Source organism: Bartonella sp. B12(2025) (assembly GCF_053795135.1).
In genome coordinates this window covers 252,714-272,521 of sequence record NZ_CP200031.1, presented here as the reverse complement: position 1 = coordinate 272,521, position 19,808 = coordinate 252,714, and the positions used below count along the sequence as shown (strand labels likewise).

Sequence of the window (19,808 nt, the reverse complement as noted above, 5' to 3'; positions counted from 1 at the left end):
TTTTTCTTTTGTATAAACAACAGGGTACTATGTATAACAGTAAATACATATTAGCAGAATTGTTGATACTTGGAGTTGCTTATGTCTTCAAATCGCTTACCAAATCGCGCCTCTCTTGTTACAAATCGAGCATTTTCTGCTCTTGAGCGCTTTCTTCATATTGAGGCTCTCAGCGGCATTGTTCTTTTATTAGCTGCTGCTGCTGCACTCATTTTTGCAAATTCTGAATACGCTTCTCTCTATGAATCCTTCTGGCATACGCCTTTTGGCTTTAACTTTGGCCATTTCACCCTCTCATGGGATTTACATTTCTGGGTTAATGATGCACTCATGACTATTTTCTTTCTCGTCGCAGGAATGGAAATACGGCGCGAAATTCATGAAGGTGCTCTTGCTGATTTTAAACAGGCAATTTTGCCAATTGTTGCGGCAATAGGTGGGGTCTGTTTTCCTGCAATTATTTACTTTAGCTTTAACTTAAATAGTGGGCATACGCACGGTTGGGCCGTGCCAACAGCCACAGATATTGCCTTTGCTCTAGGCATTCTTGCTCTTCTTGGGAAAAAAGTTCCAGCTAACCTTCATATCATTCTCTTATCCTTAGCAATTATTGATGATATCATCGCTGTTCTTATCATTGCTTTTTTCTACTCAACGAACATCGATCCTAGTGGTTTAGTCACTGCAGCAGCAGGTATTGCGTTGGTATTATTTTTTCAATGGATCGGAATCGCATCAGCATGGCTTTACGTTCTACCTGGTGCAATCATCTGGTGGGGCTTAATGGTAACAGGTGTTCATCCATCACTTGCTGGCGTAATTTTAGGCATGATGACTCCAGTTTTCCCAACTCGTACCCTTGTAGCGCCGCTCACCATGTTAAGCAATGCAATGCAAGTTCTTCAAGAAAAAAACACAAAAACAGACCTGCATCACATCTCGACTGCATTAAAAAAAATGCGCAAAGGACAACGCGATATGATTGCGCCAGTAACGCGTGTTCAGAAAGCATTGCATCCATGGGTCGCGTACGGTGTGATGCCAATTTTTGCCTTTGCAAATGCTGGTGTTAGTTTTGAAAATTTTGACCTTTCTTCTAATGAATCATTTCTAATCGTGCTCGGTGTTGTTATTGGTCTCTTTATTGGTAAACCTTTTGGTATTATCATCACCAGTTATCTAGCAGTAAAATCAGGGTTATGCCGCCTTCCTCCTCATATGACATGGACAGGTGTTTTGTTAATTGGACTTTTAGCAGGAATTGGCTTTACAATGTCTATCTTTGTTTCAATGCTTGCTTTTAAAGATATGATCCTGCTTGATTCTGCAAAAATTGGGGTGCTTTGTGGATCTGGTTTATCTGCTCTTGTTGGCCTTGGATATGGACTCGTTTACATCAAGCACAGCAAAAAAATTTCCCATAGTTCTCAATAAACTAAATGAAAATATACCTTTATGCTAAACTTTTTAAAAGTAACTTGGCTTATTTCTTATGCTATAGTTTACTATAATTATAGAAACAAATAAGAAAAAACATTCTAAAGTACTTTATCTTTTTATCAATGAGTAAAGCTCATTCCCTTTTGAAACCTATTTCACTCCACTGGTAAACTTTATGAAAGGGATTTAATTAAATTAATACGTAATTCGCGTGCAGTAGTACGTCTTTATCTAACTGAAACATTAAAATCTTGATTCGCAAATACAAATGGATAATGCATATCGAGATAATCAACGGACAAGAAATACAAAATAAATTTCTCATTGCAAGTGTTTGTACCAAAATTGTAGATGGAAATTTCAAGCACTTTAGCTCATTTGTCACTATAATTACGCAAATTGTGATTTCCATAACAAAGCGCATGTCATTTGGTTCATTGAGAACTATAAAAAACTTTTTTGCTGTGCTTGATGTAAACGAGTCCATATCCAAAGCCAATAAGAGCAGACAAACCGAGAATCATAAAATCGGGATGCAAAGGGAAAAGAAGGCTCTGGTGTGTTCCCTAAATTGAAAGTATTTCTTTATGAGAAATTGCCGCACCAAATTTTTACTTTAGATTTTTATTCACCCTAACAATAAAGAATAAAATTAAACCCATAGGATACCCATAAAGTTCCAAACAATTATTTGAAAAAAGTACAACATCAATGGAGTGTATCTCATCAACTCTAATTTTGCCAACCATTCATTCACAAAGATACTACGTCACATGCCGTATTTGAACGAGTGGGCACAACTTTCCTTCTCCCACTAAACGCTTAGTAGGGAGCTCTCCATTCCCCTATATATATGAATACTTCATATTATTTGAAAATCTTTTTAGAGTTAAAAAATGCTTAACCTTTATCAAGTCCATAAACAGCATGCAATGTTCTCACTGCAAGTTCAGTATAAGCGCTATCAATCAAAATAGAAATTTTAATCTCTGAAGTAGTGATCGCTTGAATATTAATACCCTTTTCAGCCAAAGCCTTAAATGCTGTCGCCGCAACACCTGCATGGCTGCGCATTCCAATACCAATAACAGATACCTTGGCAAGATCACTTTCAAATTGAATAACATCAAACCCAATCTCTTTACGATTTTTCTCGAGAAGTGCAACAGCCTTATCTACATCCGCTGATGGTACAGTAAAAGTCATATCGGTTTTTGAGCCATCTTCAGAAATATTTTGCACAATCATATCGACATTAATTCGCTCTTCAGCCAAGGGACCAAAAATTGCTGCAGAGATTCCTGGACGATCAGCAAGTCGACGGAGCGAGATTTGCGCTTCATCTTTAGCAAATGCAATACCAGTAACATTTTGTTGTTCCACGATTTCATCCTCATCGCAAATAAGTGTTCCAGAAGAATTCACTAGATCACCCATGCCTAATGCATCGGGATCCTCAAAACTTGAGCGCACGAAGGTACGGACCTTATGAACCATTGCTAATTCAACAGAACGAACCTGTAAAACTTTTGCCCCAAGAGAAGCCATTTCCAACATTTCTTCAAAAGCAACTTTTGGTAAACGACGTGCTTTAGGTTCTATGCGCGGATCCGTTGTATAAACGCCATCTACATCTGTATAAATATCGCAGCGATCAGCTTGTATAGCTGCTGCTATAGCAACAGCGCTCGTATCGGATCCCCCACGCCCCAAGGTAGAAATCCGATTATCTGGAGCTAACCCCTGAAAACCAGCAATAACTGCTACCTGACCTTCCTGAAAACGCTGTATTAAAAAAGATCCATCAATATCTGTAATACGTGCACTACTATGCGCACTATCCGTATGAATAGGAATTTGCCAACCAAGCCATGAACGAGCATTTACTCCCATTGCTTGAAGAGTGAGAGCCAGCAAACCAGCCGTTATCTGCTCACCAGAAGCGACAACTACATCATATTCGTAAACATCTTTATGTATTGGTGAAGCGTCATATGTCCACTGAACAAGCTCATTGGTTTTCCCAGCCATCGCGGACACCACAACCGCAACCTCATTGCCCGCATTCACCTCTCTTTTGACATGCCGTGCAACGTTATGAATACATTCAATGTTTGCTACAGATGTTCCGCCAAATTTCATAACAATTCGCGCCATCAATAACACTCTTACCTTTAGATCTCTTATCTCAAACGACAGTGGGAATAAGGTCTTACTACCGTATCAACAAACCACTTTTCACATATAGAATATCTATCATTTGTGCAAGTTTAGTTATGTTTATGTTAATTTCTCTTGACTTTAGATAAAATCCACCTGACTTGATCATTAAAAATAAAAGGAGAACGACATGATGAATGAAACACAGACCACAATTGATCAGAGTGAAATTGACCACTTTTCGCGTATTGCTGCTGAATGGTGGAATCCACAAGGAAAATTTCGACCACTTCATCAATTTAATCCAACACGTCTTACTTACATCAGAGAAAAAATCTGTTTAGAATTTAATCGTGACCCTATTTCACTTATGCCCTTCAAAAATTTGAAAGTTCTCGACATTGGCTGTGGAGGTGGTTTACTATGCGAACCAATAGCACGTCTTGGTGCTATGGTTGTAGGAGCTGATGCTGCGCAAACTAATATTGAAGTTGCAAAAATCCATGCAATCCAAAATGACCTTTCAATTGATTACCGTACCACTACTGCAGAAGCACTGGCTAATGAGGGGGAACAATTTGATATCATCCTTAATATGGAAGTTGTCGAACATGTGGCTGATGTTAACTTCTTCATAGCGGCTACAGCAAAAATGCTCAAACCACAAGGGTTGATGTTTATCTCAACACTCAACCGCACGTGGAAAGCATGGGGACTAGCTATCGTAGGCGCTGAACACATTTTACGTTGGCTTCCGAAAGGAACCCATGACTATAAGAAGTTCCTAAAACCTCAGGAACTTAAAAAGCTTTTATCAAAAAATGATATGACTATCATTGATGAAATAGGTATTACTTATAATCCATTAAACGACAGTTGGAATCGCTCAAAAGACATGGATGTTAACTATCTTCTTCTTGCAAAACGATCTGAGTAGAACGTAATCTACATAGCTATTGTACACCTTGCAACAAAGCATTGAGCTTTCCCTCAGCTTCTAAAGAGTAAAGATCATCGCAACCACCAACATGATAATCACCTATAAAAATTTGTGGAAATGTATTGCGCCCATTCGCTCGCTGCACCATTTCCTGACGAAGAGAAGTTGATGCATCAATATCTGTGTATTTTACACCTTTTTTATCAAGCAGATCACGTGCTCTCGTGCAATAAGGACAGTTAGGACGTGTATAAAGTGTTATCTCTTTCATAGTGTTATTCTCCAATGTTTGAAAAATAGTGTCAATTTTAAGTTCCTATCAAGAATCAGGAAATACAGAGGCTTCTTTTAGCACACGCGAAAATGTTAGCACATCAACCTGCCGCGCACCTGCATGTTTTAATGTTGTAGCAGCTGCGGTAACGGTTGCACCCGTTGTAAAAACATCATCAATCAGCAAAACAGAACATCCTTTTAGGTACTTTTTAACTTCATGGGAAACCTTGAAAGCATTCTGTACATTAAGCTTTCGTTCTTTCGAAGAGAGATTCACCTGCGGACGTGTATATCGACAACGAACAAGCCAGCCAGGTTTTAAAAGTTTTTTTCGTGATGCTGCAATATAACGAGCAAGTTCCGCAGATTGGTTATAACGTCTCCCCCAAAAACGACGAAAATGCAATGGAATGGGAATAATAACATCACAATCATCAATAATTTCGCGTCCAGCAAAAACCATCCAATTAGCCATAAAAGATGCCAATTCCACACGATCACCATATTTCAACCACGTCACTAAAGTTCGTGCAAGCCCCTTATGAACAATAGCAGAGCGAACACGCGAAAAAGGAGGGGAGTTTTGAATAGCTTCACCACTGAGAAAACCATCCCCCATATCACAAACAAAAGGAATCCCCATAACAGGACAATAAGGTTTTGTAATAAATTGAAGATCTTTCCAACATTCAGAACAAACCGTACCGTAAGCAGAAACTCTTTGTTTACATCCAGGGCAAACTGGCGGATATAAAACTGTTATCAAACGCTTAATGAACTTACTCAATATACCCCCGCTATTTAAAGCCATTTCTCAAAAGCACAGTATTATCAATTTAGGCTTTTATAATTTTCCTATGCAAGAAAATCTTTTTACATTTTTTAATATATAAAACTTCACTCCTCTCAAAGCCCTTACTGTTTATAAATCTGCATTTCTTTTACATGATAAACTTGATATAACTTAATATAAAAATAAACCTTCTTAAAATATACCATATTACAGATCGAAAGTAGTAAACGATATGTCACATCAGTCCATTTTTGATCATAACCGCATTGAACAATTCCGCAAACGTGCTTTCCAAAAAGCAAAAGAGGGATATGACTTTTTACTATCCCATATGGCCGAAGATCTCTGTGAACGTCTTAGTACTGTTGATCGTATCTTTCCATTAGCTCTAGATTTACACAGTCATACAGATCTTGCAGCGCAAACTTTACTACAATCTGGAAAAGTTCATTCCATAGAACGCGTTGAAACTGACATGCTTTATCAAAGCCATAACAAAAAATTTCATTTACGCCATCGAGAGTTTCTTGATTTCCCTCAAAACTATTGTGACCTTATAGTTTCACTTCTTTCATTACAATTAACTAATGATACCCCTGGTGTTCTTAGTCAAATAAAAAATATCCTTAAACCAGATGGCTTATTTTTAGCTGTTATGGTTGGAGCTGGTACGCTAGTAGAATTACGTGAATGCTTACTACAAGCTGAAATTGAAATCTATGACGGAGCAAGCCCTAGGATATATCCTTTTGCCGACATTCGTGATGTAGGTGCTCTTTTACAGCGTGTTGGTTTTGCCCTACCTGTAGCAGATATTGAAGATATCACAATACGCTACAATACAATGTTTGACCTTATACATGACCTTAAAGCTATGGGAATGCAAAATGCACTCATCAATCGCTCACGACGCCCTGTATCCAAACGCTTTTTTATCCGCGCAGCTGAAATTTATGCACAACGATTTAGCGATCCTGATGGCCGTATTCGCGCACATTTTTCTTTCATCTGGCTCTCTGGTTGGGCTCCTCACCCAAATCAGCAGAAACCTATACAACCAGGCTCAGCACAAATATCTCTTGCAAATGTTTTACAATCGAAAAAAACATAGCTTCATAAAATTATTTTTCAAAAACACTTTTATCCGTTGTCCGTAACATCTGGCTAGTTATAACTCCAGCTAACATTGAGTCACTTACGTTTAGAGCTGTACGCCCCATATCAATGAGAGGCTCAATAGAAATAAGTACAGCAACTAAAGAAACAGGAAGTCCCATAATTGGCAACACAATTAATGCAGCAAAAATAGCACCGCCACCAACACCAGCAACACCTATAGAGCTCAATGTTACAACACCAACAAGAATAGCAATCCAGGCAGGATCGAGAGGATTAATACCCATAGTTGGTGCTATCATGGTCGCAAGCATCGCTGGATAAAGACCTGCACAGCCATTTTGTCCAATCGTTGCCCCAAAAGAGGCTGCAAAACTCGCAATTGATTGCGGTACACCAATCCACTGGGTCTGCGCTTCAATATTCAAAGGAATACTTGCAACACTCGAACGACTGCTAAAAGCAAATGTCAAAACTGGAAAAATCTTTTTGAAAAAACGAAACGGGTTAATCCCTGATATGCCAAGTAACAGGCCATGAATTCCAAACATAAAGATAATACCAACATAGGAAGCGATAACAAAAACCAATAAATTTAAAATATCTGCAATATGGGAAGTTGCTCCTACCTTCGCCATAAGCGCAAAAATACCATAAGGTGTAAAAGAAATCACAATACGAACTAAGTGCGTAATCCAAGATTGTGCAACCTGAATAAATAAAAGCGCCTTTTCCCCTTTATCTGGATCATCTTTTTTTAAAAGAATAACTGCAGCCCCTAAAAATGCCGAAAAAATAACAACACTGATAATTGATGTACGCTTAACTCCACTTAACTCAGCAAATGGATTTTGAGGAATAAAAGATAAAATCATCTTTGGGATACTCATATTTCCAAGCTGAAAAACATGAAAACCAGGAATAGAAGAAGCATTGTGCCCTTCATGTACCAAACCGTTCGCTGTTAATCCAAAGAAGTTAACCACAAAAACGCCAACTAACGCTGAAAGAGCAGTTGTAAAGAGCAAGATTGAAATTGTCATTATACTTATTTTGCCAACACCATAAACAGAATGCAAATGACCGACTGCTGAAACGATAGAGATAAAAACCAGTGGCATAACAATCATTTGTAGCAACAAGAGATAACCATCACCAACAATGTTAAACCATTTTACAGATTTCAACAAAGTAGTGTCACCCTCTCCATAAATAACTTGCAAAACACTTCCAAAACCCAAACCAAGGATAAGCCCCAGCATAACACGTAGTGAAAGGCTCCATTTCATTCTCTTACTTTGAGCAAGCCATAACAAAAAAATAACAAATAGAAATAAATTGATGAAAAAATTAAATGTCATTGTTTATGCTCACTGTTATTATGCTTGATATTGAATAATACACATAGCTCAAACTCAATGTGTGATATCTAGAATAAGATATAAAGCTTACGAGAATTTTACAAAATCATTATTTTTTAATTTATGGGTTCAAAAAGAATTTTTTATCTACAAATAACTGTTTAAATAAATTTAAAAATTAAATTGAAATTATTTTCCTATTATTCATAAAATTCTATTCTAATTTAAAACGTTTCCAACACGAAATAAAATATAAAAAGTTCCTATTAAATTTCCATATTATAAGGAATAATTTAAGTATATCTTATTATGTGAATGATGTTATCATTCCATCCTGCTACTTGTACTTGAAAAAATAAATAAGCTTCTAGCCAATCGACTTATTTTTTAAATTACAATACCGAACCACCATTGCCAGTTTTGTTATTGACATTCTCAAAAGCTTTTATCACAGCTTCTTTTAAAGTAGCTCTCATCTTATCACACGTCCTTTCCACGCTTTTGATGGTATTCATTTTCTATTGTTTTAAACGTACGCTGTGAATTCTCTGCTGTTATAACATATTCTTTCCAGACAATAAAAAAACACAAATGCAAAGTTTTTGGAATTAATAATGCCACGTTAGAACGCAATACGATATGCTGCACCATGCATATCATTAAATATAATTTGGAACATACTATCAACAAAAACAATACATATCTTATGATTAGTATAAGTTAATTAAGCGACATTCATCATGCGTTCTATATTTATAGCTTTATCTTTTGTATTAATGTCATTTGGATGTACTAAAGTGAACGATCTCAATCAGTATGATAAGCTTTATCAAACATATATAAATAAAAACTACAACAATTTAGAGTACGGCGAAAAAGTGAAAATAGCAACAGAATACATAAAATTGTATTCGAGCGATATAAAACCTGTCACACCTACAGAATATGATAATGGGAAGTTTTGGAGATATTTAATAGAATTGCGAATTGATCCCCCAGAATTCGATATTTTAAAGCACTATCATATAATGCTTGTTTTTTGTGGGCGCTTTGCCGATTTGTGGCAAGGAGATAGGAAAAGACCAACGCTAGTGTCTAACAACTTAAAAACTAAACTTAAGACTTTTCAAGCTAATGCAATCAAATACAATGCTGATTGGGATAATTTAGAGGGACCTTTTTTCCTAGCAAAATTTGCGATAGACTTTTACGATCCAATGTTTGAGCATGCAAGAAAGTTTCTAGATTCTCCAACTGGTATTAGCCAAAAAGAGCAAATTATGAGTGCAGAGAGAATGGTAGCACGCAATTCTATTATCCGTTTAAAAAATACAGCTACTGTTTGCGCTCTTGCTGTACAGGTATACCGTATCATAGCGCAAGATAATTCCAAGTAAGATTGCTATTTAAAAGATGGAAGCAGCGGTCAATATATGTCTTTAGCAAACAACAGAAGTGTTTGATGGCCTCATCAGTATAAATCTAAATCTTGTGGTTTTATTTCAAATAACAGAACATCTTATATTCATAACGGCATGAAAAAATACGTCCGATTTATAATAATAATTCATCGTCTTGCAGCTTAAATGAAAACCTTGAATACAATAAAACTCCCTCATTTCAAATCCATCTTATGGTGAATCAAAAAAATCGTTTGCTTGCACATTACAAACGGAATCAGTGTATGGGTAAACCATTTAAGAAAAGGCTAAATACATCTCTTATGAACCGCCTTAGTGCAAAAATAGATTAATATTGAGATAGGATAAGTATCATGATGATGCTGATTCTGTTATTTCATAAGCGTAAAGATGACAATGCCCAATAACATGCATTATAGCCTTCATGAATGACACTGCGAGATGGGATTAGGATCAAAGTACAATATCTCTTTAAAGAAAGTCTGTGAATGAGTAGCAATAATGGTATGTTCTTCTTCGGAAATGCAAAGTGATTTTTTTGCTTCAAAATTTAATAGGCACATTCTAAAAATAGAGGTTCTACAGCCTCACTCCAAATAGAATGATAAAGAGACAAAAATTTATCAGCATCTGTTTGGCCCATTGCGATTACCTCTTCCAAGGGGGTCAGAAAGTTTGTTTCATCAAAACCATTAGCATCATACTGCCGACGATTTTTTAAGCCCTTGCGTGAAATGGCAACAGCCTGACGGGCTATTTCTAAAATTGTAGTTCGACGAAAAGATGTTTTTAATCCTTCTATTGGAACACGTTTACGCATATCCAAAACCTCTTCAAAATACCAATCTTTTGTCAAAGCCTCTGCTTCATTAAGCGCTTCACTATCATAAAGAAGCCCAACCCAAAAAGCTGATAACGCACAGATGTTCTTCCAAGAACCGCAATCAGCGCCTCTCATTTCTAAAAATCGTTTCAAGCGCACTTCGGGAAACAAGGTCGATAGATGATTAATCCAATCTCCCATGTTTGGTATTGAATTTGCAATCTTCCCTTTTAATGCCCCATTCATAAACTGACGAAAAGTTATATGTGTACAATCGTAATAACGGCCATCACGCACAACAAAATACATTGGTACATTCAGCGCCCATTCAACATAATCCGCAAAACCAAAACGCTCAGAAAATATGAAAGGAAGGATTCCGCACCTCTGATTATCAGTATTGCGCCAAATTTCAGAACGCCAAGATAAAAAGCCATTTGGCCTCCCCTCCGTAAAAGGTGAACTGGCAAATAATGCTGTTGCAATGGACTGTAACTTCATTGATACTTGCATTTTTCGCCGCATATCAGTTTCAGATGAAAAATCAAGATTAACCTGAACAGTCGATGTGCGATACATCATATCAAGACCACTATGACCAACTTTTGGCATATAATCGGTCATAATCTGATAACGTGACTTAGGCATTCGTGGAGTTTCAGCTAAAGTCCACTTTGGACTAGCCCCCATACCGAGAAAACCAATACCCAATGGCTTTGAAATTTTTTTGAGAAGAGCTAAATGCTCCATCACTTCGCAATAAGTATGACCAATCGTTTTCAGCGGTGCACCAGATAATTCAAATTGCCCTCCAGGCTCCAAGGAAATAGCACCTTGAGCAACTGATCCTACAAGCCCAATAATATTCCCCTTATCTAAAATAGGCTTCCATCCTAAAGCTTCTTGCATTCCCTCTAAAAGTGCGCGAATTCCCCTTGAGCCTTCATAAGGAACGGGACGAAAATCATCTATGTAGAATGGAAATTTTTCATGTTCTGTACCAATACGCCAATCATGCTCTGCTTTACACCCCCCTTGGAAATAGCTAACCAAAGAATCTAAGTTATAAACTTCACTTTCATCATTTATATCAAGCGCCATAACTTATTGTATCCTATCATCAATTCCATCATTTTAAATGAATCACTTAAAATGGCTTTACGAATTTCTCAATTAATTGACCAATCCTCTAGGACAACATTAAGAAGAGCTAAAGCAGCAACAGCTGCAGTATCAGCACGTAAAATACGTGGCCCCAAAGATATCGGAACCACAAAAGGATGTTTTTTTAAAAAGTTCCGCTCTTCTTCACTAAACCCACCTTCTGGTCCAATGAGGACACCACACGTAGTAATTTCGCACTTTTTTAAAAAATGTAACGGATTATGCAATTTATGCGCTTCATCACAAAAGAATAAAGGTTGTGTCTCATCCCAACGTGCTAAAAGTTCTGCTAATGAGATAGAAGGTACGCATTCAGGTAGAGATAAAATGCCACACTGTTCAGAAGCTTCAACAACATTAGCCTCCATACGCGTCATATTGATACGCGTAACCTGTGTGTGATGCGTTATAACAGGCTGCAAAACCGATACCCCCATTTCAACAGCTTTCTGCACCATATAATCCAAACGCGCATTTTTGAGTGGAGCAAAGCAGTAAACGATATTCGAATGCGCCGTTTGCAATCTTTCTTGATGGATCAGCTGAACTACAACAAACTTCTTCTCAACGGCAATGAGTTTAGCAAGCCACTCACCATCCTGTCCATTAAAAAGTAAAATTCCGGCCCCTTCTTTCATCCGTAAAACACGTACAAGATAAGAAGCTTGCGCCCCTTTTATCATTATTTCTTCATTCAGAGCAAGTGGCTGTCGGATAAATAATCTTTTAAGTTTATAATTTATACGCATAAAAAACCATGCTAAATCTAGCTATAATTATCGAGGAAATGAAGAAAAACATATAACAAAAAGAAAAAATTATATCTATAAAACTATAACATATTAAAGAATTATAGAGTTTTTTAGCTTTATGAGATAATATACGGAACAAATGAGACACTGAGTGATTCTGCTTTCATATAATTTTATAAAACACACTATTCACCATTTCATTCGGCCATTGATCGCATGATTGGAGGGAAAATATGTCTGCTAAAAACGCCACAATTATTACTGTTACTGCCCTCTTAGCCTTTATTCTAATTACCGTAGGAATTGGCTCTGTTGGAGCAGATGGAAAGCATACAGTCGCTAAAGATGGTTATGGTATTTCTTCTGAATTTCAATGAGTACCGGCCAACTTATTCCTAAAGTTTTATAACAACACAATATTCGTTAGCAGTTTTTTAAAATTCTCACCAGTTCTAATAATAAAGAACAACGATTAATCTGCATCGGTATCTTTTTTAACCAAAAAATTGTCATGATCTTGTCCTTTAGAGTTAAGAAAAAAATAAAAGACCGTGCAAAGGCTTGACTGTTAGCAAAGCATTGAACATTCTACATAAAGTTTCTGAGCTATGGCTTTTCACAATTAGTCTGCACTATGAACTCATTTTGTCAATCTTACATGACAGCATATGTAATTACCTCCAAAATGGACAAACTCCAATCCACCGTACGCGCAATTCTATTATCTTTATCGTACCATCTGAAAAACTTGTTTGAATATCCCAGAGATCAAAGACTGTTGAAAGGGAATTGCAACATATTAAAAAAATTATTTATTTTTTGAAAACCTTATATGTAAACCAGACAAGTCATATCCTAATAGTCAGCCAGAAAACGTACTCATTGCTAATTCCCCCTGCGTTTGCGTAAAGATTTTTAATCAGGAACTGGAAAGCGTTTACACCATCACGGTAAAGTGCGCTTTTATTTGTGCAAGCGGGACAATTACCAGAGCCTCTGAAGCAGCTTGCATGTCAACGGAAGTACTTAAAGCTCATCCTTCAATACGCACTTTCTAACAAACTAGTGTAATTTCGATATTGTTTTGAAGTGATCCACCAAAAACATTTGCATACCCAAGATCAAAAATGCTAAAGATCCAATTACAATCGGTACATAGTCCTGAAAATCAAGCTATAAAGCTCCACACGCATTTGCTAAACCCATAGTAAATGTAACATTATTCATTTGGATATGCATTGGCTACGTTAAAAAACGAGATTTCCATACAATAGGTGCTCTTAATCTATGCCTCAAAAATTGATTGCCCCCAATCCAATTCAATGTCTGCCTCCAATCTGGAAACGCATCGGTACCTTTCCATAAAATATATATTCAGACAATGGTGCCTGCCCTATAAAGGCTACAACACCACCACACACAGAATTAAGACTTGCCTTAACCTAGCCTTTCCTTTCTGCTAAAAGCAGCAACGCTTAATCGGCACCAATTGATAATTTTGTTAACTTTCCGCACCAACGAGCATCCGTACGAAACCGTGCTTCCTGCGTCTATTCAAGCTAATCTAAAATCGCATGTAATTCTTTTATTTTCTATGCTATTCCAAAAATACTATCATGATATACAAGCACACCATTTTCAACCACAATCCACCAAAAGATTGGTTTAAAAAACGCTCTATATCTAGCTAATAAAGATTATGCTCCAATATTTCACGAGCGTTGCATATTGCCAATCCTAATGCATCTTGTGATCACAAAAATCTATCAAAAAAAATCTGCAACTGTTTTAATGGGCTTTTCCATAATAAATTGTGGATGTATGATTTATGTCTTTAAAAAAGAAACATGTTCCCAAAGAAGATCCACTAAAGATAGATCAACTTCTATTGATTCAGCTTCCATAAACAGTACAACATTATTAATTTTTGATGTTCAAGTAATACCAGAAAGATATACTTTAGGATAAGGAAAACATTCAACCGTGCTGGATCACGCAATTGCACACCATATCCGTCCACACACTTAAATCCTGTGCTAAACGAATACAAATCGTATTTGCAAACACAGAATAAGGTAAAACGAGAATACCGACTCTAACTAAAAAAATAATTGTAATAAAAATTTTGCCAAAAAATTTTATTATCTTAGTGCGTATAATGATTCTCTACACTCTCACCCCTATAACAGACTAAAATAAATATTAAGCAATCGTTAAAAAGCTTCTTATAATCCTAAATTTTGCCATGTCTTATTTAATAACTTAATTATTCTTGTTCTTATCTAAAGTTTATTAGAACAACAATGTTGCTACTTCTTTACAAAGCAATTAATTTGAAGCCTTTTAAAAAATATAAAATACACAACACTATCAAGCCGTTCTTACCGTTCTCATATCAATATTGCTATAAAATTCTATTGTATTGTCAACAAATACTTTGCAAGAAAATAAACAGCTCTACCGAAAGGATCTCTCTCATGAATAATATTATTGACGGGAAAAAGCTCGCTGAAGAGATTATTGCGAAAATTAAGACTGAAACAATAAAACTTCGCAATAACTATAATATACAACCTGGTATAGCTGTTATTATTGTTGGAGATGACCCCGCAAGTCAGGTGTATGTCACATCAAAGAATAAAAAAGCTGAAGAATGTGGTTTTTTTTCAATTAAACATATGGTTTCTAAAGAAATACAAGAACAAGAGCTCCTTGAACTCATTGCAACATTAAATTCTGACCCTAAAATCCATGGTATTTTGGTGCAGCTTCCCCTCCCTGACCATATTAATACAAACCGCATAACGCAAGCCATTGCTTTCCAAAAAGATGTTGATGGTTTTCATTATATCAATGTAGGAAAACTTGCAGCCAACGCACTTGAGGACGCCATCATTCCCTGCACACCAGCTGGTGCCATGGTGATGATTGAACAACAATGCGGACGAGATTTATCTGGCCTTGATGCCGTCGTCGTTGGTCGCTCTAACATTGTCGGCAAACCTATGTCTGCTCTCTTAACGGCAGCTAATGCTACTGTAACGATCGCACACAGTCGTACCCGTGACCTTGATGACGTATGTCGTAGCGCTGATATTTTAGTAGCAGCTGTAGGCCGTCCCAAAATGATTAAAAAAAACTGGATTAAAAATGGTGCCATTATTATTGATGTTGGCATTAACCGCATTGCAGCACCAGAAAAAGGTGTGGGAAAAACACGTCTTGTCGGTGATGTTGATTTTGAAAAAATAAAAGAAAAAGCAACCGCTATTACCCCTGTTCCAGGAGGGGTTGGACCTATGACAATTGCTATGCTCATGGTTAATACACTCAAGGCAACTGCTCGAGCACACAATTTGCCCGTACCAAAATTTTAAGAAATTTTACGCATACTCATTGCATAAATCGCCTTAGTTCTTTTCTCACTTTACTCATATCATAATAACATATGCCCCTTGATCTGCACGATTAACTGACTGGTGTAAAACACGAAAAAATTCATACAAAACACTGTATTTATATTATTTAGAAAGATCGGAAAGAATGAGCGTTCATGCGTTAAATTTTATCAAACCGCCCCAAAAGTTAATTTCTACATAAGAGTATCAAAACAAATGATATCATCACTCTGCATGCAAACGCACAAAGGGATCATTACCCAAGGCTTTTGGTATTACGTGTATTGCAGTGGGAATTTTTTCTAATGCACCTGGTATACAACTTCCCGTTACCAAGACTACTTTGATTCCTATCGTAAAAAACATCTAAAATTGTCTTTATTTTATGAAACTCTAGCATACCATTTGCTTTTGACTATTGATAAAGAATGACAGCGATAAAAATTTTTATCATTCAACACTTCACAACCTTAAAAGCCCTTTGTAGTCTATTTTGATCATTAAATACAAAAACCTGGTTTTCAATATGCAAATGCTCAGACTCAACGGATAAAGTTTTAATAATAGCTGTCTCAAGTCTTTCGACAAAACATAGGCCACTATCAAGCTGAAACAGCTTCCTCAAGCTAATAGCGCGTTTATGGTTACCACTTTCATTATAAAACAGACTCATGCACAGTACTACCATAAGGGCAAGACTTTGCTCCAATTGCATAAACATTGAGATCTTTGCTAAAAACTGTACAAACTATCTTCATGCACTAAACCTTCCTCATCAGCTCACTAATAATAAATCCTACACCAACATACATAAGCCGCATTTAAATGATTTAATACCAGCAAAATCAGTAGGATAAATACGTGCAAAAAGAAGAGAAATTGACGGAAATTCTGCAATATCATACTGCGTCAATCAAATATTGTAAGTAGCAGCTATAACAATCGAATGAATCGCATAATTGAAAATCACTCCCACTGCTTAACCCTACAATAGCATTAACAAAAGACATTCATTGATAGTATATCAATAGGTGTATAATTATCACCAAAAACTGTAATTTCAAGTACACATTTGGTTAGCTTTATGTTTTATAGAATCACGTAAAGTTCTGTTAATGTTGATAAAAATAACTCAAAGCATATGTAGCCCCACCATGTTTAGCATCACCTGATTTGAATTAAAAACTCCATAGAACTTACATATTCCTAGCTCGTGATAAGAGCATGCTTCCAATTCCAGAAATATCTGCTAATTTATCTTATTTTCCAAGTAAAGCTGGTGTATTTTTACTTTTCCGTCATTCCCTTGACTGCTTGTCACGAGAACCTATGGGAAAAAATTTCCTAGTAAAAAAGCAAATGTTAGTAACCAATCATCAAATAAAGTATGATTTTATCATACTCCCCTGAGATACAATATCGCATCAAACATATTATGTGATAGCCTTATAACTTTCACTATACAATCACTTCAGGGAAAAAAGGGAAAATTTTTATCCTGGCAGACCCTTTGTTATACCGCCACACATCGCAAGCACATCGCCTGCCACCTGTGGCAACCATACGGGCAGCCTCTTTAATTAAAGATAAATCTCAAAAAAATTGAAGTGTCAACAGTATATCATTATATGTAAAAATAGTGTCAATATTCCCAACAATATCACGCTTCAAACGCTCTTTGCCTATTGGAATGCAGGCAACATACCTATAGGGTCTGTAGCATATTCTCAAAAAAACTGTGCTTGGGATGGTTTTTTGTATCTTTGTAATAAATCTCCTGCATTTCTAGAGAACACTCATAAATTCTTCCCATGACCTTAGAAATTATCTTTGAAAGCACCATCTTTATTTATGTGCATCTCCCTTCACTAAAGGGAGATTAATTATCTCCTGCACCCGTATCATGTTCTTCTTCACTTATTTCATTTTCTGCAGGCGACCAATAAACCTGAACAAGATGATGGGCATTCTGTAAAACTGCCCGAATAGGCATTTCCATTTCAGACCCGTCCCGACAAACCGCTTCAAAACAATCACGTTTCTGAAAACCTTCAAAATGAAGCACAATGAAACGAGATTGCATTATGACTGGCAAAGTCAGCGTAAGTCTTGGCTCAAGAGCACTCTTCGCATGAATAGGTAAAACGATTGCCTGCGTTTGAAGATCAAGCGCTTGCTTCAAGCGATCAGCATCAGGAAAAAAGGAAGCTGTATGTCCATCAGCACCCATTCCCAAAACAACCACATCAAATGGCCTCGGCAACGTATTTATACGATTAGCTGCTGAAAAGGCTGCAAGCTCAGCAGTAATTGCCTTATGATACAGTCCTACAAAGCGTGCTTTAGCCGCAAAATTTTGTAACAAATAGCGCCGAACTATATGCTCATTTGAGCGCTCATGATTAGCAGGTACAAAGCGTTCATCTACCAAAGTGATGATAATATTTTGCCAGTCGATATCAGCTTTTGACAAATAATGAAAAAACAGTTCTGGTGTTTTACCACCGGAAACTGCTAAAATTGCTCGTTTACGCTCAAGAACAGATACACTAAGCTCTGCCGCAACTCGATCAGCCAATGCCAAAGCTAAAGCAGTAGGTGTTTCAAAATTTAAACGGTCGATATTCATTCCATGCATTATTATTGCTCTAAACTAAATTTTTCCATATATGCCCATCACTTCCATCAAAGCAGTCGAAACATATAACCTCCATGTATCAGCGCTATACTTAAGAACAGACTGCTTTATTGCTTGCCATCCCTTAAAAATCGGATCAATCCAACGCCAAGCAGCTACAACTTCGTTACGAAGTATCAACAGTGTTTGATCTCCGCGAATAACATCCATCAATAATCGCCCATAAGCGTCGAGATTACGTTCAAAAAACGCGGATGCAAAACTCATGTCTAATATAATATGATGCAATTGCATACCGCCAGAACCTGAATCCTTAATCATAAGCCATTGTTTTACACTTTCATCAGGTTGAAGATGAACAACTAGCCAATTAGAAAAAACTTTATCTGGATCCGCATCAAAAATATTATAAGGTATAGGTTTGAAAACGACAATAATTTCAGACTTTCGCACGGGTATGCGCTTACCAGTTCGTAAATAAAAAAGCGTATCTGCCCAGCGCCAATTATCAATTTTAACCTTAAATGCTACAAACATTTCTCTCTTACTGAGCTTTTTTCTCAGATCATCAAGATAAAATCCCACAGAAACGCCATCCGATATACCAGCAATATACTGCCCACGCACAGTATATTGCCCAATATTATGAACATCGAGAAACATTAAAGAATGCAAGACTTTAAGTTTTTCATCACATACAGCATTTGCACTATTGGTAAATGGTATTTCCATGGCAATAAAAAAGGGTAATTGCAGCATATAGTTCTGTATCATATCGCATAGCACACCTGCACTATCATAATATTCTACACACTCCTCCGCTCTTAAAGACTCGGCAACCGTTATCTGAACATGATCAACATAGTTGGAATTCCATAACGGCTTATAAAGTAGTGTATTAACAAACCGCAATACCATCAAATTTTGAACAGCTTCTTTGCCAAGATAATAATCAATGCAGAAAATTTTATTTTTATCAAATACTCCTGCAAATATACCATTGAGTTCAACTACTGTTTTTACATCATGGCCAATGATTTTTTTAATGATAATCCGTATTTTCTGCATCACCACGCTATTTTGCCCTAACCTCATTACGATATCACCATAAAGCAGTGAACTAACCGCTAAGTAGAAAGATCGAATATCAGCGGAATCTTTCGATAGAAGTAGAACTAACTCTTTCCATCCCCAGTTTGATGCGACATCAACAGAAACATAGGTTAAACGTGCAGGAAAACGATTAAGTTCAACTCGGTTGAGATATTTTGGGTGAACATATTTTTCCAGAGAAGCACAAACAAAATTTTGATACTCTTCACTACTCAATAAAAAGCCAGAAACCCCAATAATACGTGTTGGCTCACTCACTTTCCCAACACACTGACAACGATATAAAGCGGATATAAGTTTGCGTGATATTAAATCGCCACTAGCACCAAAAACAATACAATCAAAGGAAGAGACTGGAATAATTTCACTCACCATGAACTCGTCTGTCTTCCCATTCAATTTTAAAAGCTTAA

Annotated in this window: 13 protein-coding genes and 2 pseudogenes; 6 read left to right on the top strand and 9 right to left on the bottom strand. The window is 36.7% G+C overall.

Annotated elements, in window-relative coordinates:
• Nucleotides 1–81 precede the first annotated feature (81 nt).
• A complete protein-coding gene (nhaA, locus tag V3564_RS01135) occupies nt 82–1,434 on the top strand; it encodes a Na+/H+ antiporter NhaA (protein WP_455481019.1) in 1,353 nt (450 codons plus the stop codon).
• A gap of 906 nt (nt 1,435–2,340) precedes the next feature.
• Here the strand turns inward: nhaA and V3564_RS01130 are convergent.
• Nucleotides 2,341–3,597, bottom strand: coding sequence for an aspartate kinase (locus V3564_RS01130; RefSeq protein ID WP_455481018.1), 1,257 nt, complete (start codon nt 3,595–3,597; stop codon nt 2,341–2,343).
• A 193-nt stretch (nt 3,598–3,790) separates the two neighbouring features.
• Here V3564_RS01130 and ubiG point away from each other — a divergent pair, with 193 nt between their 5' ends.
• Entirely contained in the window at nt 3,791–4,537 is a 747-nt protein-coding gene (gene ubiG, locus V3564_RS01125) for a bifunctional 2-polyprenyl-6-hydroxyphenol methylase/3-demethylubiquinol 3-O-methyltransferase UbiG (protein WP_455481017.1), read from the top strand.
• 16 nt (nt 4,538–4,553) lie between these two features.
• Here ubiG and grxC read toward each other — a convergent pair whose 3' ends face one another.
• Both grxC and V3564_RS01115 read right to left on the bottom strand, forming a co-directional pair.
• Entirely contained in the window at nt 4,554–4,811 is a 258-nt protein-coding gene (gene grxC / locus V3564_RS01120; protein WP_455481016.1) for a glutaredoxin 3, read from the bottom strand.
• Nucleotides 4,812–4,859: 48 nt separating this feature from the next.
• Nucleotides 4,860–5,627, bottom strand: coding sequence for a ComF family protein (locus tag V3564_RS01115; RefSeq protein ID WP_455481015.1), 768 nt, complete (start codon nt 5,625–5,627; stop codon nt 4,860–4,862).
• A 214-nt stretch (nt 5,628–5,841) separates the two neighbouring features.
• On the opposite strand from V3564_RS01115, the gene V3564_RS01110 reads away from it, so the two are divergent.
• Nucleotides 5,842–6,720, top strand: a complete 879-nt coding sequence (locus V3564_RS01110; protein ID WP_455481014.1) for a methyltransferase domain-containing protein — start codon at nt 5,842–5,844, stop codon at nt 6,718–6,720.
• Nucleotides 6,721–6,730: 10 nt separating this feature from the next.
• Here V3564_RS01110 and V3564_RS01105 read toward each other — a convergent pair whose 3' ends face one another.
• On the bottom strand, nt 6,731–8,086 hold the full coding sequence (locus V3564_RS01105) for an L-cystine transporter (protein WP_455481013.1): 1,356 nt from the start codon (nt 8,084–8,086) through the stop codon (nt 6,731–6,733).
• A 740-nt stretch (nt 8,087–8,826) separates the two neighbouring features.
• Between V3564_RS01105 and V3564_RS01100 the strand changes: the two genes are divergently transcribed.
• On the top strand, nt 8,827–9,483 hold the full coding sequence (locus V3564_RS01100) for a hypothetical protein (RefSeq protein WP_455481012.1): 657 nt from the start codon (nt 8,827–8,829) through the stop codon (nt 9,481–9,483).
• A gap of 574 nt (nt 9,484–10,057) precedes the next feature.
• Here the strand turns inward: V3564_RS01100 and V3564_RS01095 are convergent.
• Both V3564_RS01095 and V3564_RS01090 read right to left on the bottom strand, forming a co-directional pair.
• Complete coding sequence (locus V3564_RS01095) at nt 10,058–11,431, bottom strand: glutamate--cysteine ligase (protein WP_455481011.1); 1,374 nt, start codon at nt 11,429–11,431, stop codon at nt 10,058–10,060.
• A gap of 68 nt (nt 11,432–11,499) precedes the next feature.
• Nucleotides 11,500–12,243 carry a 16S rRNA (uracil(1498)-N(3))-methyltransferase gene (locus V3564_RS01090; protein ID WP_455481010.1) on the bottom strand — a complete coding sequence of 248 codons (744 nt, stop codon included), beginning with the start codon at nt 12,241–12,243 and terminating at the stop codon, nt 11,500–11,502.
• Nucleotides 12,244–12,479: 236 nt separating this feature from the next.
• On the opposite strand from V3564_RS01090, the gene V3564_RS01085 reads away from it, so the two are divergent.
• Complete coding sequence (locus V3564_RS01085) at nt 12,480–12,623, top strand: hypothetical protein (RefSeq protein WP_455481009.1); 144 nt, start codon at nt 12,480–12,482, stop codon at nt 12,621–12,623.
• 283 nt (nt 12,624–12,906) lie between these two features.
• On the opposite strand, the pseudogene V3564_RS01080 reads toward V3564_RS01085, so the two are convergent.
• Nucleotides 12,907–14,403 (bottom strand): annotated as a pseudogene (locus V3564_RS01080) (AsmA family protein); the annotation flags it as partial.
• Nucleotides 14,404–14,723: 320 nt separating this feature from the next.
• On the opposite strand from V3564_RS01080, the gene folD reads away from it, so the two are divergent.
• On the top strand, nt 14,724–15,623 hold the full coding sequence (gene folD, locus V3564_RS01075) for a bifunctional methylenetetrahydrofolate dehydrogenase/methenyltetrahydrofolate cyclohydrolase FolD (protein ID WP_455481008.1): 900 nt from the start codon (nt 14,724–14,726) through the stop codon (nt 15,621–15,623).
• Between the two features lie 1,900 nt (nt 15,624–17,523).
• On the opposite strand, the gene pgl is transcribed toward folD, so the two are convergent.
• Nucleotides 17,524–18,282 (bottom strand): 6-phosphogluconolactonase, encoded by a 759-nt coding sequence (gene pgl / locus V3564_RS01070; RefSeq protein ID WP_455481007.1) that lies wholly within the window; start codon nt 18,280–18,282, stop codon nt 17,524–17,526.
• Nucleotides 18,283–18,292: 10 nt separating this feature from the next.
• Nucleotides 18,293–19,770 (bottom strand): annotated as a pseudogene (zwf, locus tag V3564_RS01065) (glucose-6-phosphate dehydrogenase).
• Between the last annotated feature and the right edge of the window lie 38 nt (nt 19,771–19,808).

Excerpts from the sequence above, each read along its gene's own strand:
- V3564_RS01095 (WP_455481011.1), bottom strand. The coding sequence starts at position 11,431 with ATGGCGCTTGATATAAATGATGAAAGTGAAGTTTATAACTTAGATTCT.
- V3564_RS01115 (WP_455481015.1), bottom strand. The coding sequence starts at position 5,627 with ATGGCTTTAAATAGCGGGGGTATATTGAGTAAGTTCATTAAGCGTTTG.
- nhaA (WP_455481019.1), top strand. The coding sequence starts at position 82 with ATGTCTTCAAATCGCTTACCAAATCGCGCCTCTCTTGTTACAAATCGA.
- V3564_RS01085 (WP_455481009.1), top strand. The coding sequence starts at position 12,480 with ATGTCTGCTAAAAACGCCACAATTATTACTGTTACTGCCCTCTTAGCC.
- ubiG (WP_455481017.1), top strand. The coding sequence starts at position 3,791 with ATGATGAATGAAACACAGACCACAATTGATCAGAGTGAAATTGACCAC.
- V3564_RS01130 (WP_455481018.1), bottom strand. The coding sequence starts at position 3,597 with ATGGCGCGAATTGTTATGAAATTTGGCGGAACATCTGTAGCAAACATT.
- pgl (WP_455481007.1), bottom strand. The coding sequence starts at position 18,282 with ATGCATGGAATGAATATCGACCGTTTAAATTTTGAAACACCTACTGCT.
- V3564_RS01100 (WP_455481012.1), top strand. The coding sequence starts at position 8,827 with ATGCGTTCTATATTTATAGCTTTATCTTTTGTATTAATGTCATTTGGA.
- folD (WP_455481008.1), top strand. The coding sequence starts at position 14,724 with ATGAATAATATTATTGACGGGAAAAAGCTCGCTGAAGAGATTATTGCG.
- grxC (WP_455481016.1), bottom strand. The coding sequence starts at position 4,811 with ATGAAAGAGATAACACTTTATACACGTCCTAACTGTCCTTATTGCACG.
- V3564_RS01110 (WP_455481014.1), top strand. The coding sequence starts at position 5,842 with ATGTCACATCAGTCCATTTTTGATCATAACCGCATTGAACAATTCCGC.
- V3564_RS01090 (WP_455481010.1), bottom strand. The coding sequence starts at position 12,243 with ATGCGTATAAATTATAAACTTAAAAGATTATTTATCCGACAGCCACTT.
- V3564_RS01105 (WP_455481013.1), bottom strand. The coding sequence starts at position 8,086 with ATGACATTTAATTTTTTCATCAATTTATTTCTATTTGTTATTTTTTTG.